Genomic DNA, 15,288 nt, shown 5'->3' with positions numbered 1-15,288 from the left:
GGGAGGGCGGGCATGAGTGAGCCGACGACGGCGGATGTGATGTGCCGACGGGTCGTCACCGCGGCGCTGGACAACTCGTTCAAGGAACTCGTCGGCATGATGATCGCCCACGAGGTGAGCGCGATACCGGTGGTGGACTCGGCCGGCCACCCGGTCGGCGTGGTGTCGGAGGAGGATCTGGCGGCCAAGCTGGAGTTCCACGGCGGTGCGGAGAATCCGCCGGTGCTGGCGGGCACGCACCGGCGGATGCGCTGGCACAAGTCGTCCGCGACGGTCGCGGCTGACCTGATGACGACTCCGGTGACGACCGTGACGGAGGGCTTGAACCTGTGTGCCGCGCTACGGCTGCTCGCGGGTGAACACGCGAGCTTGCTGTGTGTGGTGAACGGTGCGGGCACGCTCGTGGGGGTGCTCACCGGGCGTGACGCGCTGCGGCTGTTCCTGCGTGGCGACAACGCGATTCGCGCCGATCTCGAACGGCACCTGCTGCCGGCTTCGACGAGGGTGCACGGGGTCACGGTGCACGTGTCAGGCGGGGTGGTCACGCTCGACGGGACGCTCAGTCTGCACAGCGCGACCGAGCGGGCCGAGTGGATCGCGCGCAGGGTTCCGGGTGTGATCACGGTGCGCAACAGGCTGAGCTTCGACGTCGACGACCTGATGATCACTGGCCTGTGAGCACCGCTTCCTGACGTTACGAGCTCGCGGGCGAGAGGGCGGGTGTCGCCGGCCGATGGCGAAGCCGGGGGGTGAGGTTGCCATCGGCCGGCGACGGCATCAACCAAGGCGTTGCTTGAGCGCCTGGAGTTCGTCCTGCAGTTCGGTGGGGAGCTTGTCCCCGATGGTGGCGAACCACTGTTCGATCAGCGGGAGTTCGGCGCGCCACTCGTCGTCATCGACGTTCAGCGCCTGCTTGATGTCCTCGCGCGACACGTCGAGGCCGTCGAGGTCGAGAGCCCTCGGGCCGGGAACCCAGCCGATCGGGGTCTGGAACCCGGTGGCGCGACCTTCGATGCGGTCGACGGCCCATTTGAGGATGCGGGCGTTCTCGCTGAATCCCGGCCAGAGGAAACGGCCGTCGTCACCGCGGCGGAACCAGTTGACGTAGAAGATCTTCGGGAGCTTGGCGGTGTCGGCGTTCTTGCCTGTGTCGATCCAGTGCTGGAAGTAATCGCCGGCGTGGTAGCCGATGAACGGCAGCATCGCCATGGGGTCGCGGCGCACCACGCCGACCTGGCCGGTGGCGGCTGCCGTGGTCTCCGAGGAGAGCGTGGCGCCCATGAAGACGCCGTGCTGCCAGTCGAACGACTCGGTGACCAGGGGAACGGTGGTGGCGCGGCGGCCGCCGAAGAAGATCGCCGAGATCGGCACGCCGTTGGGGTCGTCCCACTCGGAGGCGGCGATCGGGCACTGGGCGATCGGTGTGCAGTAGCGGGAGTTGGGGTGCGAGGACGGGTCGGTGGACTCGGGCGTCCAGTCCTCTCGCCGCCACGAGGTGAGGTAGTCCGGCGAGGTGTCGGAGCTGCCCTCCCACCAGACGTCGCCGTCGTCGGTGAGCGCGACGTTCGTGTAGATGGAGTTGCCTTGGGCCAGCGTGAGCATGGCGTTGGGGTTGGTGTTCCAGCCGGTGCCCGGCGCGACGCCGAAGAAACCGTTCTCGGGGTTGACCGCGTGGAGGCGGCCGTCGTCCCCGAACCGCATCCAGGCGATGTCGTCACCGAGGGTTTCGACTTTCCAGCCAGGAAGGGCGGGGTCCAGCATGGCGAGGTTGGTCTTGCCGCACGCCGAGGGGAACGCGGCGGCGATGAAGTGGACCTCGCCCTGTGGTGAGGTGAGTTTGAGGATCAGCATGTGCTCGGCGAGCCAGCCCTCGTCGCGCGCCATCACGCTGGCGATGCGCAGCGAGTAGCACTTCTTGCCGAGCAGGGCGTTGCCCCCGTAGCCGGAGCCGTAGCTCCAGATCATCCGTTCCTCGGGGAACTGGGTGATGTACTTCGTGCGGTCGCACGGCCACGGCACGTCGGCCTGACCGGGCTTGAGCGGTGCGCCGACGGAGTGCAGGCAACGGACGAACTCCGCGTCGTCGCCGAACAGCTCAAGGGCGGCGCTGCCCATGCGCGTCATGATGTGCATCGAGACGACCACGTACTCGGAGTCGGTGATCTCCACGCCCAGCATGGGATCGTCAGCGGACAACGGGCCCATGCAGAACGGGATGACGTACATGGTGCGGCCGGCCATGCTGCCCCGGTAGTGCTCGGTCATGATGACCTTCATGTCGACCGGGTCCATCCAGTTGTTGGTGGGACCCGCGTCGGCTTCGTCGGCCGAGCAGATGTAGGTGCGGTCCTCCACCCTGGCCACGTCGGTGGGATCCGAGGCGCACCAGAACGAGTTGGGCTTGCGGTCCAGCCGAACGAGGGTTCCCGCTTCGACCAGCTTGTCGGTCAGCCGCTGCCATTCCTGCGGGGAGCCGTCGCACCACACCACCTCGTCGGGGGTGGTCAGTGCCGCGACCTCGGACACCCACGCCAGCATCCTCTGGTGTGTGATCGGCGCCGGGTTCAGGCCGGGGACGGTGGGGGCGGTCATCGTGCGGCTCCTCGATGCAGTGCGTCTGTCGCGAATTCGGCGATCTGGCGGGTGAGGGTCTCGTCGGCACGCCGGGGCACCTGTTCGCCGGGCGGGGTGGCTGCGGACAGCGCGATCGCACAGGCGTGCTGGACGTCCGGGGTCAGTCGTGCGCGCGGATGCCGGCTGAGCGCACGCAGCAGCCCCGGAAGGGCCAGCAACGGGTCGCGCGCCGGGTCCGGCACGATCACCACGGGCGCGGCGTGCCGTGGCCAGGCGAAGCGGCCGCCCCCGCCGACCAGGTTGATCACCGCATCGGCGTCGGCGGCGATGCGGCGCAACGGGAACGCGAGCGCGTCGACGGGGTTCCAGGTGGTGATGTCACGGATCCCGGCGGTCAGCAGGACCGGGTTGAGCAGCGGCAGGGTGTTGGCACCCGCGATGACGACCCGGCTGGCCTCCGGTGCGTTGCCCGCGCGCGTCAGCGTGGTGAGCAACGCGGCGGTCAGGGCGATCGCGGTGGTGTCCTGGTCGGTGAGGAGCGGGACGCCGACGAGGGAGTCGCGGGCCCTCTGCTCGCGCTCGGGTGTGGCCCTGACCAGCAGCACGGCGCCCGTGTCAGGCGGCAGGTCGTGCAGTCCGTAGTCGGAGGCGATGACTCGGGTCGGCAGTCCCGCCTCGTCTTCGACGACCGCGGCGTAGCGACGGAGGACCTTCGTGGTCGCGGCGATTCCGCCGACCACCGCGACCACGCAGTCGCTCGATGGCGCGCTCATGGTCAGTGCCCGAGCCCGGAGTTCTCCAGCAGCGCCGGGTCGATCCAGTCGTGGGTGTCGACGCCGTGCTGGGCGGCTCGGTCGAGCAGGTCGCGGATCCGGGCGCTGTGCAGGTGGATCTCGTAGTCGTGGCCGGCCCGCCGGGCTTCCCGCAGGGTCTCCTGGGCTTCGGTGACCTTGCTCCGCAGCGCCGCTTCGAACTCGCTCATCGTCCTCAACATCTCTCCTCGGCCGAAGAACTCAATAATCTGCGCACTTAAACAAGTTTGCAAGTCTTGGAGTATGCGAGTCCGCACACACCCGATCGGGTGTCTCCTACAGGTCGTTGCCGGCGTAGGAGAGGTTGAAGCTCTTGTTGGTCAACGGGAAGTCGGGAACGATCGTGTCGGCCAGTGCGACCGGGAGCGCGGGCCAGTTGAAGAAGCTGGGGTCGACGACCTTCACCCGGCTCAGCGTCCCGTCGCCGGCGAGTTCGACGCGATGCACGATCGTGCCGCGCCAGCCCTCGACGATGCCGACCCCGGACCGGCCAGTCCCACTGGCCGCCCGTGCGGTCGCGGCGGTTCGACCGCCCAGCATGTCGGTGAGGCTGGTGATCCTGGCGATAGAGGTGACGACTTCCTCCGCACGCACCAGGAAGCGGGACAGGACGTCACCGTTCGTCTGAGTGTGGATGGCGCGGGGGAACTCCGAGGACAGGAACGGGTGGTCGTGTCGGGCATCGATGGCCAGGCCGCTGGCGCGGGCTACGACGCCCAGCGTGCCGAGGTCGGCGGCCTGGGCCTGGCTGAGAGGGGCGGTGCCGGCGAACCGGTCGGCCACAACGGTGTTGGACAGTGCCAGCGCGACGATCTCGCCGACGTCGACGCCGATCGCGGCCAGTTCCCGCGGGTCGGGAAGCGTGGCGATCGTGGCGCCACCGACGTGGATGGCGCCACGCATCAGCCGGTGACCGGTGACGGCGTCGTTGATGCGCAGCAGGCGTTCGCGAACGCGCTGGGAGTGGGCGTTGAGCACGCCGTAGGCGACGTCGTTGCACAGCGCGCCGATGTCGGTGATGTGGTTGTAGAGCCGCTCGAGCTCGAGCAGGATCGCGCGGATGCGTTGCGCGTCCTCGGGCACGGGCAGACGGTGGGCGTCCTCAACGGCGAGGCAGAAGGCGAGCGTGTGGCCGACGCTGGTGTCACCGCTCACCCGTTCCGCCAGTTCGATCCCGTCCTCCGGAGTGCGGCCCTGAAACAGCTTTTCGAGTCCTCGGTGGACGAACCAGAGGCGCGCCTTGAGGTTGAGAATGGTCTCGCCGACCACGGAGAACCGGAAGTGACCCGGCCCGATCATGCCGGCGTGCACCGGTCCGACCGGGATCTCGTACACCCCTGGCCCTTCCACGGTCCGGAACGGGTACGGGCCGTCGAGGTCTCCGAACTCCGGCGGATCGCCTGCGTCGGTGAGCATCGGGTACCAGCCCTGGGGCCAGTGGAAATGACGTACCAGCCGCCGCGGTAGCGGGTGGTCGGTGGGCACGATGCCGAACAGGTCGTGCATCTCGCGTTCGAACCGTCCGGCCGCGAACGACAGCCGTGCCAGACTCGGCACCTCAGGCGCGTCAGGATCCAGCGGGACGTGCAGTTCGAGCCGCCGATCCGGCGCGGCGGCGGTGAACAGGTACACCGCGCGCAGACGATCTATGTCGTCATGGCCGGCGACCAGCGCGAGCCGGTATCCCTGTGCCAAGAGGGAACTGGCGTGCTCGGGCAGTTCCGCAGGGGCGAGGGTCGTGATCATCGGGTCACCACCAGGGTGTCAGTGGCCAGGTCCAGCAGCACCGGCAGCGGTCCCGCGGCGACACCGAGCACGGCACACGCAAGCAACCCGCCCGCCAGCGCGATCGGGATCGGCGAGGACGCCGCGGTGTCCGGAGTGGACACGGGCGATCCGAGGAGCATCCGGCTGGTGCGGACGATCAGGGCGGCGGCGATCACCAGCACCAGCAGCAGCGCGGCAGTGGCCGGCCAGCCGAGGCCGGCGGTGAAGCCGGCGCGGACGATGCCGAGTTCGCTGGCGAACAGACTGAACGGAGGCAGGCCGACCAACGCGAGCACGCCGAGACCGAACGTCGCCGCGAGCGCCGGATGGTGTGCCAGCAGGCCGCGCACTCCGTTGATCCGGCTGGTGCCGGTGATCTGCAGGACGCGGCCGGCGCCGAGGAACAGCACCGACTTGACCAGCCCGTGGCCGAGAACGTGCAGCAGTGCGGCGGCCAGCGCGAGGGGACTGCCGATCGCGGCGCCGAACGCGACCAGGCCGAGGTGTTCGATGCTGGAGTAGGCCAGCATCCGCTTGTAGTCTTGCTGGGCGATGAGCAGCGACGCGGCCAGCAGCAGCGACGCCACCGCCATCACCGCGAGCAGCGTGCGAGCGAACTCGGTGCCCAGCGCACCATCGCTGATCACCTTGACGCGCAGGATCGCGTAGAACGCCACCGACAGCAGCACCCCGGACATCAGTGCCGACACCGGCGCCGGTGCCTGGGAGTGCGCGTCCGGCAGCCACGCGTGCAGCGGAGCCAGACCGGCCTTGGTACCGAACCCGAGCACCAGCAACACGATCGCGGTCCGGGTCACACCGTGGTCGAGACCCGATGCGTGGGCGGCGAGCGCGGCGAGATCCAGCCCGGCGGTGCCGGGAGCGTGGGCGGCGGCGAAGTTGAGCACGATGGTGCCCAGCAACGCGAGCGCGATACCGGCCGAGCAGATCACCACGTACTTCCACGCCGCTTCCACGGAAGAACGGGTGCGGCGCTCCCCCACCAGGAACGCGGTCACGATCGTGGTGGCCTCGACAGCCACCCACACCACACCGAGGTTCGCCGCGAGCACAGCCAGCGCCATGGTCGCGAGGAACAGCTGCACGAGCACGCTGTGCCGCGCGGCGGTGCGGGCTGTGGCCCGTTCCGCCACGATCTCCTCCCGCAGATACGCCGGGGTCGCGGCGGTGGCGATCAGCCCGACCGCGCCGATCACCAGCAGCATGAACGCCGACAACGCGTCCACGCGCAGCAGCCCGCCCAACGTGGTCAGCGGCCCGGATCGGATCACCGCGACCGCCAGGAGGATCGCGGCGGTCAACACGACGCTCGCGCTCACAGCGCTGATCCACGCGGTGGCGCGGCGCCAGCCGAGCAAGAGGTAGGTGAGTGCGCCGAGCACGGGCACTCCCACGGGAACCAGCACAGTCATCAGTCGCGCAACTCCCGCAGTTCGTCGAGGTCGGTGTCGCCGAAGGTCTCCCGCATCCGGGCGGTGAGAATCTGCAGGACCAGTACCGCCAGCAGCACGTCCAGCGACACCCCCAGCTCCACCACGAGGCCCACCCCGGAGGTGGTGAGGAACCCGACCGCAGTAATCCCGTTGTCCATCAACAAGAACCCGACCAGCTGCGACAGGGCGCGACGCCGGGTCACCAGCACGAAGAACCCGATCAGCACCACGGTCACCCCGACCGGGATCGCCTGCGTCGCCGCGGACGGCGCCAGCGCCACCAACGGCTGCGACACCGCGTAGGCCAGCAGCGTCAGCGCGGCGGCTGCCAACAGCGACGACGCCACGTTCACCAGCGGGCTGGTCTCCCGCTGCGACTCCCCCGCGCCTGCCAGGGCCCGGCGCAACAGGCAGGGCAGCAGTCCCGCGCGAAGCACCAGCACTCCCACCGCCAAGGCCCACAGCTCCACGGAGTTCTCGTGGGCCGCCAGCACACCCACAAGGACGGCAAGTGCGGCACCCTGCAACGCGAACACCCGGATGATCACCGCGAGCTCGCGGAGCCACAACACGAGCACGGCCGTCAGCAGCAAGGCACCGCACGCCAGGTCCAGCAGTGACACGTACAGGCTCTCGCTCATCCAGACTCCCCTTCAGGCCAAGAAGAACGAGGCCGCGACGGCCAGCAGGGCCAGCACGAACGAGCCGGCCAGCAGTTCGGGCACCCGGAACAGCCGCAGCTTGGCGACGAACACCTCGCCGGCCGCGAGCAGCACGCCGAGCACACCGACCTTCACGACCAGGGCCAGTACCCCGATCAGCAGCGCCACCGGGGTGGCCGTGGTAGCGATTCCCCACGGCAGGAACAGGTTCGCCAGCAATCCGAGGAACACGGACAACCGCATCGCGGATGCCAGTTCCACCAGCGCCAGATCAGGGCCCGCATACTCCAGCACCATCGCCTCGTGCACCATCGTCAGCTCAAGATGTGTTGACGGGTTGTCCACCGGCAACCTGCCGGTCTCCGCGATGATCACCACGATCAGGGCGACCGCGGCCAGCAGGCTCACCGGGGAGATCACCCGCGCCGGTTCGTGCAGGGTCGAGGACACGATCGCACCGAGGTCGGTCGACCCGACCCGCACCGACAACGCGAAGATCGCCACCAGCAGCGTCGGCTCCACCAGGGCGAGAATGGTCATCTCCCGGCTGGCGCCCATCCCGCCGAACGCCGTACCGGTGTCCAGTCCCGCCAGCGCGAGCGCCACCGCGCCCAGCGCCAGCAACGCCACCACCGCGAACAGGTCCGCCGCCGGGTCCAGCGCGGAGTCGGTCGTCACGAACGGCGCCACGACCGCGACCACCAAAGTCGTGGCCACCAGCACCAGCGGGGCGAGGCGGAACACCTCGCTCGTGCCGCGCGGAGTGATCGATTCCTTGCGCAGCAGCTTGCGCAGATCACGCCACGGCTGACCGACACCCGCACCCGCTCGTCCTTCGAGTCTGGCCCGCACCTGCCGCATCAGCCCGACCAGCAGCGGCGATCCCGCCACGATCAGCACTGGCTGCACCACCCCACCGACTACGCCGAGCGCGCTCATCGGGTCACCGCCAGCAGGATCAGCACGCCGCACACCGCGTAGAAGCCGTAGCCGAGGTAGCGGTGCACACTGCCCGGCGCCAACCTGCGTCCTGCCTCGCCCCAGGCGGTGATCACGCTCAGCACCGGCTCGTAGAGGCGCCGCTCGATCCGGTCCGGCACCCTCCTGCGGTACTCCACCGCTTGCACCAGGTACCGGGACTCCTCGTGGTGGGTCACGTCCACGTCCAGCTCCGGCTGCACCACGTCGTCGAACACCCGCTGCAACGGCTCGGCGAACGACGTCGCCGTGTACTCCATCCGCGCTGACGTCGGACCTCCGCCGCAGTCCCACAGCCGGGCTTCCCGGCGTGCCCTCCGCACCGCCACCACCCGCACCGCGCCGGACGCCGCAACCATCGCGGCGACCAGTCCGAGGGCGAGCAACAGCGGCGACAACGCACCGGTCACACCGGTCAGCCGCAGGGTCACCTCGCCAGCCACCGCGTCCCCGCCTGCCGCGGCCTGCACGGCGGGCAGGATCCCGGCCGGCCAGAGGGCGACCGCCAGACAGGCCAGCGCCGCGATGCCCATCCCGGCGAGCATGGTGGCCGGGCTCTCGTGTGCGTTCGCGGCGGCCTCGCTGCGGGGTTTCGCCAGGAATCCCACCCCGAACGCCTTCACGAAGGTCGCCACCGCCAGCCCGGCGGTCAGCGCCACCGCCGCCACCGCGACCGGCATGGCGATCGCCGCCGCCACCCCGCCCGCGGGCAACCCGTGGACCAACGACTGCAGCAACAGCCACTCCGACACGAACGCCGTCCCCGGCGGCAACGCCGACGCCGCCAGCGCCCCCAGCCCGAACGCGGCCGTGGTCACCGGCATCGTCGGCCGCAAACCGCCCAGCGCGTCGAGATCCCGGCTGCCGGTGGCGTGCAGAACCGACCCCGCTGCAAGGAACAACAACGTCTTGAACGCCGCGTGGCCGACCACGTGCACCAGTGCGGCGGTCAGGGCGAGCCCGGCCAGAACACGGTCCCCGGACGAGGCGAACAACCCGGCCGCGCCGACTCCGACCAGCACCAGTCCCATGTTCTCCGTCGTCGACTGCCCCAGCAGCCGCTTCAGATCCGAGCTCATCGCCGCCTGCAGGATCCCGTACACGGCCGACACCGTGCCCAGTGCGAGCACGAGCAGCCACCACCACGCCACACCACCGCCGAGCAGATCGACCCCGACCCGCACCAGCCCGTACACCCCGAGGTTCACCATCGCCGCCGACATCAACGCCGACACATGACTCGGCGCCTCCGGATGCGCGCGCGGCAGCCACGCGTGCAGCGGCACGATCCCCGCCTTGGACGCGAAGCCCACCAGCGTCGCCACGAACACGACCGCCGCCACTGCGGGCGAGAGACGCGGACCTGCTTCGCGTAGCGCAGTGAACGAGTCGTCGCCGGTGTGCGCGACGAACACCATCAGTCCGATCAGGACGGACATGAAACCCAGATGCGTCATCACCGCGTACCACCGGCCCGCCGAGGCCACCTGCGGGCCACGCCGGTGCTCGGCAACCACCAGTACCAGCGACGCCAGCGCCATCAGCTCCCAGCACACCAGCAACGTGCCCACGTTCGCCGCAGCGGGCACCAGCACCATCGCCACCACGAACAGCGGCAGCGCCACCTGCACACCACGCGCCCGCAGATCCGCAGTGTCCGCATAGGACATCCCATAGATCCCGGCGGCCACCGCGACGCCGCCGGTCACCGCCACGAACAACCCACCCAGCGGATCCAGCGCCAGCGACACTCCGGACAACGGCAACAACCCAGGCAGCCCAACCGAGAACGAACCCCCGCCCAGTGCCACAGCCCCCGCGAACACCGCGGCCACACCCGTCAACGCCGTCCCTGCACCCATCACTGTCGTCCGCGACGGGACGACGAATCCGGCCAATGCGGTCAGCAGCCCGATGGCCACCACCGCGGCCATGCCTGTCGCAGCGAGGTTCATCGACCGGTCAGCTTCCGCAGTCCCTCGACGATCGCCTCCGGCCGCGGCGGACACCCGGCGATCTCCAGGTCGACCGGCACCACGTCACGCACCGCACCGACCACCCCGTAGGCGCCGGCGAACACTCCGCAGTTGCGTGCGCAGTCCCCCACCGCCACCACCAGCTTCGGCGCTGAGACCGCGTCGAACGTCCGCCGCAGCGGCTCGGCCATGTTCCGCGTCACCACACCGGTCACCAGCAACGCGTCCGCGTGCCGAGGCGAAGCGACCAACCGCGCCCCGTAGCGCTCGCCGTCGTAGACCGGCCCGAACGCCGATCCGATCTCGACCTCGCAGCCGTTGCACGATCCCGCGTCGACGTGCCGGATCTGCACCGACCCGCCCAGCACCGCCGCCTGCGCCGGCCGGTCGCCCACGGGCCGCGGCGGCGCAGGTTCGGCCACTCGCCCGGTCCGACGGATCTTGCGCCACAAACTCAGCACGCTCATGCTCCCGCAATGGAGTCGGTAGTTCGCAGGGGTGTGGTCACCCCGCCTCTGGTGAGGGACACGGGGTGACCACGGCTCAACCGCCGCGCGGCACCGGCAGGCCCGCGGTGCGGAGGTCCTCGAGCAGCTCGACCTGCCCGGCCAGCACGGCCGAGAGGATCCGCCGCGCCACGACCAGCAGCTCGGCCACGTGCGAGCTGGTCAGCGAGTAGTAGACGGTCGCGCCCTCTTTGCGGGTGGTGACCAGGCCGGCCCTGCGCAGCACCGCCAGTTGCTGGGAGAGGTTCGCGGGCTCGACACCCACCTGCGCCACCATCTCCGCGACCACGTGCTCACGCCTGCTGAGCAGCTCCAGCACCCGGATCCGTGCCGGGTGCCCCAGCGTCTTGAAGAACTCCGCCTTGAGCTGGTACAGCGGCTTGCTCATCCGCTCACCCCTCTTCGCTCATGCGCTGCCCGACAGCTGGTCGCATGCTTCAACACTTGCTAACCTTAGCAAGTGTTGAAAGACGCACAACCCGACAGGACCACACCGTGACCGGAACTCCCGACCGGCTGAGAGTTCTCGTCGCCGACGCCTCCCCCTTCTTCCGGGACACGCTGCGGGAGGAACTGCAGAGCGCCGCCGACATCGATGTCATCGCGGTCGCGGGAACAGCGGGCGACGCGATCCGGCTGGCGCAACAGCACGTGCCGGACGTCGCCGTGGTGGACGTACACCTGTCCGGCGACGGCGTGCACGCCATCCGACGCATGCATCAGCGGGTGCCGGCCGTCAGGCTCGTCGCGTTGTGCGGCTTCATCGACGCCCCGTCCGAGTCCGAACTCGCAGAACTCGGCGTGGTCGAGTACGTGATCAAGGGCGTGCCGAACCGCAAGATCGTCGCGGCCATCCGCCGAGCCGCTGAGGAGAACACGGACCGATGACACTGCGTGGAACCAGACCCAATCCGGCCCAGTGGTTGTGGTACGCGATCGGCGGACGACTGCCACAACGATGCAACCCGTGGGTGCTGCACGACGTCACCTGCCGTACGTGGGCGGTACGGCACTTCGTTCGCGGCTTCGTCCAGATGTCGCCGATCCTGTTGCTGCTCCTGCTGCCCGGACCGCTCTCCGTCCGGATCCTGTCGATCCTGCTCGGCATGTTCGTCGGCTACTTCTACTCGATGACCTACATGTGGCACACCACCGAGCAACGCCTCGTCAAACAAGGCTTTCCGCGCGGCCTCGGCGAGCAGACCCGCCGGGCCGAACACGCTGAGGCTGACGCGCGCGCCAAAGCCGCCTACGAACGGCTTTACCGCAGTAACTCCTGAACCACACCTGAAGTACGGCTACTGCTTCGGCGGCGCTGAGCCGCCCGCACGTGGCGGCTGTTGCCGGCCACCCCCTCTGAACACCGCCACGAGGCTGAGCCGCGGGGACGGTGAGGTTGAGCACCGTGTCGACGTCCGCCCTGCCGAGCAGGCGCTCGGGCGTGCGCGCATCGCGCGCACGGCGATGCGGTCCGAGTAGAAGTAACTCACGGCCCAGTCGCGTGTCGGCTGGGTGGTGATGCCGGTGATGTGCAGGCGTCTGGTGCCGTGTTCAAGGAACGCCAACGTGTGCAGACGTGTGCCGAGTGCGGTGTCGATGTGGAAGAAGTCCGCCACGATGATGCCCTCGGCCTGGGCTGCGAGGAACTCTCACCAGGTCGGACCGGTTCGACGTGATGCCGGGTCGATGCCTGCTGCGTTCAAGATCCTCCGGACGGCGGAGGCGGCGATTCGACGTCCGAGTCGAGCCAGCTCGTTCGCCAGGTCCAGCTCACGGACCTCGATGGCGCCGGACATGGCAACCGTGGCCCGTTCACCTGCGGCGACCTCACGCACCGCAAGCACCGTGCGCGCCCCCGCCGCGACGAAAGCGGTCGCCGTGCCGCGGCCCACCCCGCTCGCCGCACCGGTCACCAGACGGTGCGCCCGCTCGGGTCGGGAAGGGCGTCCGCGGTCCACCAGCGCTTCGTCATGATCGTCAGCTTGGGCGCCCTGCCGGAATCGAAACCAAGAATAATACTTTCTTATCGAGTGATACAGTTGCCTCAGATAATCACATTCGCAGGAGGTTCGCCTTGCTGTCCGACACGCATCCCAACGCCCTCTGGCTGGCCGACCTGTACCAAGGCGGCGCGGCGATCACCACCGATCTCAGCCTCAGCGAGGAGGAGCGGGTGAACAAGCTGCACGAGCACACCGCCGAGGTGATGGGCAGGATGTCGCCCGACATGGTGATCCACACCGGCGGCGTGCGCCTGGCGACGACCGGCGGGATGGACTTCATGCGCCGGTACATGAAGCGGCGTGCGGGCCTCGCCGACGCCAACGTCGAACCCGTGCAGTTCGACCAGATCCTCGCCGACGACCACTACGGCATCGTCCACGGGACGTTCCGCACGTCGCGCGGCGACTGGACGTGGACCCGCGTCGGCCTGGGAGCGTGGCGCTTCAAGGACGGCGTCGCCGTCGAACACTGGGAGCTCTCGGACGGCCCGACGTGGGACGAGTTCTTCCTCGCCGGCGACCCGGACGCGTTCACGGGGTCGGCACAGGAGTTCTGGACCCGCGGCGTCTGACCCACGTCGACCGGCTCTTCCGCCTCGACGCCCTTGCAGAGAGAGTTGCGCAGAGCTACGGTCATCTCGACTGATATAAGCGTCTCATTTGAGGATGAGGTTCCGTCGTGTACATAGCCGCAGCGACCGACAGGGTGTCCATCGCACCGAGCTGGCCCAGGACACCGGCGGCGGAGATCCGCCGGCTGGGAGAGGTGGCGGCCGCCAACGTCGGCGACGCGCTGCAGCGGATGACCGTGATGGACGGCGGGATCCGACTGTTCACCGGGCGCGCGCCGTTGCTGGGCACCGCCCTGACGGTGGACGTGAGATCGGGTGACAACCTGGCCATCCACCGCGCTCTCGACGAAGCCCGGCCGGGTGACGTCCTGGTCGTCAACGGGCACGGCGACCTGACCCGCGCACTGGTCGGCGACCTCATCGGCGAGATCATGGTGAACACCGGGGTGGCCGGAGCGGTGGTCGACGGCGCGGTGCGCGACGTCCAGGCGCTGTCGGAGATGGGCCTGGTCGTCTACGCGCGGGCGGTCACCCCCGCCGGCCCCTTCAAGGACGGGCCAGGCGCCATCGGTTCGCCGGTGGCGGTCGGCGGCGTCGTGGTCGAAGCGGGTGACGTGATCGTCGGCGACTCCGACGGGGTCGTCGTCGTCTCGCGGCACCGGGTCCGGGAGGTCGTCGGCGCGGTCGACGGGATCGGCGAGAAGGAGAAGGCGCTCCGGCAACGCATTCTCGCCGCCCGCCCCGGCCGTGCGGAGGTGGCTCGATGACCGCCGCACGACCGGCTCTTCGCGTCGAGGAACTGCGCCGCTTCTCACGGCGCCCGGCCCTCACGCCGCCTCCCCCCGGCTCCGTCTCGCTCGCCATGGGCGAGCCGGACTTCCCGACACCCCCTCAGGTGGTCGAGGCCGCCGCGGCCGCGTTGCGCGCCGGGGACACCCACTACGCCGATCAGTCGGGCCTGCCGGAACTGCGCGCCGCCCTCGCGCTCCGGTTGCCGGAACACCCCGGCCGGACGTGGAACGCGGACGACGTACTCGTCACTCACGGTGCCACCGCCGCACTGGCGGCGGTCGTGCTCGCCGTGATCGGTCCCGGCGACCGCGTGGTCATCCCCGAACCGGCCTACTCGCTGTACGCCGACCTGGTCGTCCTGGCCGGGGGCACCGTGGACTTCGTCCCACTCGGCAAGGACCTGCACTGGGACCTCGGCGCGCTGGCCGCCGCGCTGCCCGGCGCCAAGATGATGATCTTCTCGAACCCGTCGAACCCCACCGGCGTCGTGCACCACGCGCAGGAGCTCGAAATCCTCGGCGACCTCCTCGACGGCTCTGACGTCCTGATCGTCAGCGACGAGGCGTACCACCGCCTGGTCTACCCGGGACACGAGGCGGTCCCGGCGCTCGCGATCGAGTCGCTGCGGGACCGGACGGTGTACGTGCAGACGTTCTCCAAGACGTACGCGATGACCGGCTGGAGGGTGGGCTACCTGGTCGGGCCGCGCAAGGTGGTCGACGCTGCGGCGCACGTGCACCGCAGCCTCAACGGCTCCGTCAACACGGCGGTCCAGCGCGCGGCCCTCACCGCGCTCTCCCTGCCGGACGGCGTCGTGAACGCGATGGTCGGCACGTACCGGCGGCGGCGCGACCTGGTGGTCGCACGCCTGTCGGGCATCCCCGGTCTGCACCTCGTTCCACCGGAGGGCGCGTTCTACGGCTTCCTGCGGTACGACGCGGCTCGCTCCTCCGAGGAGGTCGTTCGCGAGCTCGCCGAGCGGAAGGTGCTTGTCCGGGCCGGCGCGGAGTACGGCCCCTCCGGCGAGGGGCACATCAGGATCTCGTTCGCGGCCTCCGAGGACGACCTGCGGACCGGGTTGGACCGGATCGTCGCCCACCTCGGCGTCACATCCCAGCGGTGACGTGCGCGGTGATCAAAGGCGGTACCCTTTGCCCGCAGTTCTACGAGGCGGAGGAGGCCCGTGTCCGAC

17 protein-coding genes are annotated in these 15,288 nt (G+C 69.6%); 6 read left to right on the top strand and 11 right to left on the bottom strand.

Features of this window, described 5'->3' with window-relative positions:
- Positions 1–12: 12 nt before the first annotated feature.
- Positions 13–678: a CBS domain-containing protein gene (locus ACSHWB_RS35795; RefSeq protein ID WP_439657724.1), complete on the top strand. Its 666-nt coding sequence runs from the start codon at positions 13–15 to the stop codon at positions 676–678.
- A 99-nt stretch (positions 679–777) separates the two neighbouring features.
- Here the strand turns inward: ACSHWB_RS35795 and ACSHWB_RS35790 are convergent, their stop codons facing one another.
- The 10 genes from ACSHWB_RS35790 to ACSHWB_RS35745 all read right to left on the bottom strand — a co-directional run bounded on the left by ACSHWB_RS35790 (position 778) and on the right by ACSHWB_RS35745 (position 11,117).
- Positions 778–2,592, bottom strand: a complete 1,815-nt coding sequence (locus ACSHWB_RS35790) for a phosphoenolpyruvate carboxykinase (GTP) (RefSeq protein ID WP_439657723.1) — start codon at positions 2,590–2,592, stop codon at positions 778–780.
- Positions 2,589–3,347 (bottom strand): hypothetical protein, encoded by a 759-nt coding sequence (locus ACSHWB_RS35785; RefSeq protein WP_439657722.1) that lies wholly within the window; start codon positions 3,345–3,347, stop codon positions 2,589–2,591. The genes ACSHWB_RS35790 and ACSHWB_RS35785 overlap by 4 nt, the downstream gene beginning before the upstream one ends.
- Positions 3,348–3,349: 2 nt before the next feature.
- Positions 3,350–3,556: a hypothetical protein gene (locus ACSHWB_RS35780; RefSeq protein ID WP_439657721.1), complete on the bottom strand. Its 207-nt coding sequence runs from the start codon at positions 3,554–3,556 to the stop codon at positions 3,350–3,352.
- 106 nt (positions 3,557–3,662) lie between these two features.
- Positions 3,663–5,132, bottom strand: coding sequence for a hydrogenase large subunit (locus ACSHWB_RS35775; protein WP_439657720.1), 1,470 nt, complete (start codon positions 5,130–5,132; stop codon positions 3,663–3,665).
- Complete coding sequence (locus ACSHWB_RS35770; protein ID WP_439657719.1) at positions 5,129–6,586, bottom strand: proton-conducting transporter transmembrane domain-containing protein; 1,458 nt, start codon at positions 6,584–6,586, stop codon at positions 5,129–5,131. The genes ACSHWB_RS35775 and ACSHWB_RS35770 overlap by 4 nt, the downstream gene beginning before the upstream one ends.
- Positions 6,586–7,248, bottom strand: coding sequence for a hypothetical protein (locus ACSHWB_RS35765; RefSeq protein WP_439657718.1), 663 nt, complete (start codon positions 7,246–7,248; stop codon positions 6,586–6,588). The genes ACSHWB_RS35770 and ACSHWB_RS35765 overlap by 1 nt, the downstream gene beginning before the upstream one ends.
- Before the next feature lie 12 nt (positions 7,249–7,260).
- Positions 7,261–8,208 carry a respiratory chain complex I subunit 1 family protein gene (locus tag ACSHWB_RS35760; protein WP_439657717.1) on the bottom strand — a complete coding sequence of 316 codons (948 nt, stop codon included), beginning with the start codon at positions 8,206–8,208 and terminating at the stop codon, positions 7,261–7,263.
- Positions 8,205–10,202, bottom strand: coding sequence for a proton-conducting transporter transmembrane domain-containing protein (locus tag ACSHWB_RS35755; RefSeq protein ID WP_439657716.1), 1,998 nt, complete (start codon positions 10,200–10,202; stop codon positions 8,205–8,207). Before ACSHWB_RS35755 ends, ACSHWB_RS35760 begins: the two co-directional genes overlap by 4 nt.
- Positions 10,199–10,690 (bottom strand): NADH-quinone oxidoreductase subunit B family protein, encoded by a 492-nt coding sequence (locus ACSHWB_RS35750; protein WP_439657715.1) that lies wholly within the window; start codon positions 10,688–10,690, stop codon positions 10,199–10,201. The genes ACSHWB_RS35755 and ACSHWB_RS35750 overlap by 4 nt, the downstream gene beginning before the upstream one ends.
- Positions 10,691–10,766: 76 nt before the next feature.
- Complete coding sequence (locus ACSHWB_RS35745; RefSeq protein WP_439657714.1) at positions 10,767–11,117, bottom strand: ArsR/SmtB family transcription factor; 351 nt, start codon at positions 11,115–11,117, stop codon at positions 10,767–10,769.
- 107 nt (positions 11,118–11,224) lie between these two features.
- Between ACSHWB_RS35745 and ACSHWB_RS35740 the strand changes: the two genes are divergently transcribed.
- Positions 11,225–11,617 carry a response regulator gene (locus tag ACSHWB_RS35740; RefSeq protein ID WP_439657713.1) on the top strand — a complete coding sequence of 131 codons (393 nt, stop codon included), beginning with the start codon at positions 11,225–11,227 and terminating at the stop codon, positions 11,615–11,617.
- Positions 11,614–12,009 carry a DUF5313 family protein gene (locus ACSHWB_RS35735; protein WP_439657712.1) on the top strand — a complete coding sequence of 132 codons (396 nt, stop codon included), beginning with the start codon at positions 11,614–11,616 and terminating at the stop codon, positions 12,007–12,009. The genes ACSHWB_RS35740 and ACSHWB_RS35735 overlap by 4 nt, the downstream gene beginning before the upstream one ends.
- A gap of 369 nt (positions 12,010–12,378) precedes the next feature.
- Here ACSHWB_RS35735 and ACSHWB_RS35730 read toward each other — a convergent pair whose 3' ends face one another.
- Positions 12,379–12,642 carry a hypothetical protein gene (locus ACSHWB_RS35730; RefSeq protein WP_439657711.1) on the bottom strand — a complete coding sequence of 88 codons (264 nt, stop codon included), beginning with the start codon at positions 12,640–12,642 and terminating at the stop codon, positions 12,379–12,381.
- Positions 12,643–12,803: 161 nt separating this feature from the next.
- Between ACSHWB_RS35730 and ACSHWB_RS35725 the strand changes: the two genes are divergently transcribed.
- From ACSHWB_RS35725 to ACSHWB_RS35715, 3 genes are all read left to right on the top strand, one after another.
- Complete coding sequence (locus ACSHWB_RS35725; protein WP_439657710.1) at positions 12,804–13,304, top strand: hypothetical protein; 501 nt, start codon at positions 12,804–12,806, stop codon at positions 13,302–13,304.
- A 107-nt stretch (positions 13,305–13,411) separates the two neighbouring features.
- Positions 13,412–14,071: an RraA family protein gene (locus tag ACSHWB_RS35720; RefSeq protein WP_439657709.1), complete on the top strand. Its 660-nt coding sequence runs from the start codon at positions 13,412–13,414 to the stop codon at positions 14,069–14,071.
- Positions 14,068–15,219 carry a pyridoxal phosphate-dependent aminotransferase gene (locus ACSHWB_RS35715; RefSeq protein ID WP_439657708.1) on the top strand — a complete coding sequence of 384 codons (1,152 nt, stop codon included), beginning with the start codon at positions 14,068–14,070 and terminating at the stop codon, positions 15,217–15,219. The genes ACSHWB_RS35720 and ACSHWB_RS35715 overlap by 4 nt, the downstream gene beginning before the upstream one ends.
- Positions 15,220–15,288 lie beyond the last annotated feature (69 nt).

This window comes from Lentzea sp. HUAS TT2, assembly GCF_051853195.1.
Taxonomy (GTDB): domain Bacteria; phylum Actinomycetota; class Actinomycetes; order Mycobacteriales; family Pseudonocardiaceae; genus Lentzea.
This window is presented reverse-complemented; position numbering and strand designations above follow the sequence as displayed.

What these genes read in the sequence shown, in the direction of transcription:
- ACSHWB_RS35795 (WP_439657724.1), top strand. Translation starts at nt 13, where the DNA reads ATGAGTGAGCCGACGACGGCGGATGTGATGTGCCGACGGGTCGTCACC.
- ACSHWB_RS35790 (WP_439657723.1), bottom strand. Translation starts at nt 2,592, where the DNA reads ATGACCGCCCCCACCGTCCCCGGCCTGAACCCGGCGCCGATCACACAC.
- ACSHWB_RS35785 (WP_439657722.1), bottom strand. Translation starts at nt 3,347, where the DNA reads ATGAGCGCGCCATCGAGCGACTGCGTGGTCGCGGTGGTCGGCGGAATC.
- ACSHWB_RS35780 (WP_439657721.1), bottom strand. Translation starts at nt 3,556, where the DNA reads ATGAGCGAGTTCGAAGCGGCGCTGCGGAGCAAGGTCACCGAAGCCCAG.
- ACSHWB_RS35775 (WP_439657720.1), bottom strand. Translation starts at nt 5,132, where the DNA reads ATGATCACGACCCTCGCCCCTGCGGAACTGCCCGAGCACGCCAGTTCC.
- ACSHWB_RS35770 (WP_439657719.1), bottom strand. Translation starts at nt 6,586, where the DNA reads ATGACTGTGCTGGTTCCCGTGGGAGTGCCCGTGCTCGGCGCACTCACC.
- ACSHWB_RS35765 (WP_439657718.1), bottom strand. Translation starts at nt 7,248, where the DNA reads ATGAGCGAGAGCCTGTACGTGTCACTGCTGGACCTGGCGTGCGGTGCC.
- ACSHWB_RS35760 (WP_439657717.1), bottom strand. Translation starts at nt 8,208, where the DNA reads ATGAGCGCGCTCGGCGTAGTCGGTGGGGTGGTGCAGCCAGTGCTGATC.
- ACSHWB_RS35755 (WP_439657716.1), bottom strand. Translation starts at nt 10,202, where the DNA reads ATGAACCTCGCTGCGACAGGCATGGCCGCGGTGGTGGCCATCGGGCTG.
- ACSHWB_RS35750 (WP_439657715.1), bottom strand. Translation starts at nt 10,690, where the DNA reads ATGAGCGTGCTGAGTTTGTGGCGCAAGATCCGTCGGACCGGGCGAGTG.
- ACSHWB_RS35745 (WP_439657714.1), bottom strand. Translation starts at nt 11,117, where the DNA reads ATGAGCAAGCCGCTGTACCAGCTCAAGGCGGAGTTCTTCAAGACGCTG.
- ACSHWB_RS35735 (WP_439657712.1), top strand. Translation starts at nt 11,614, where the DNA reads ATGACACTGCGTGGAACCAGACCCAATCCGGCCCAGTGGTTGTGGTAC.
- ACSHWB_RS35715 (WP_439657708.1), top strand. Translation starts at nt 14,068, where the DNA reads ATGACCGCCGCACGACCGGCTCTTCGCGTCGAGGAACTGCGCCGCTTC.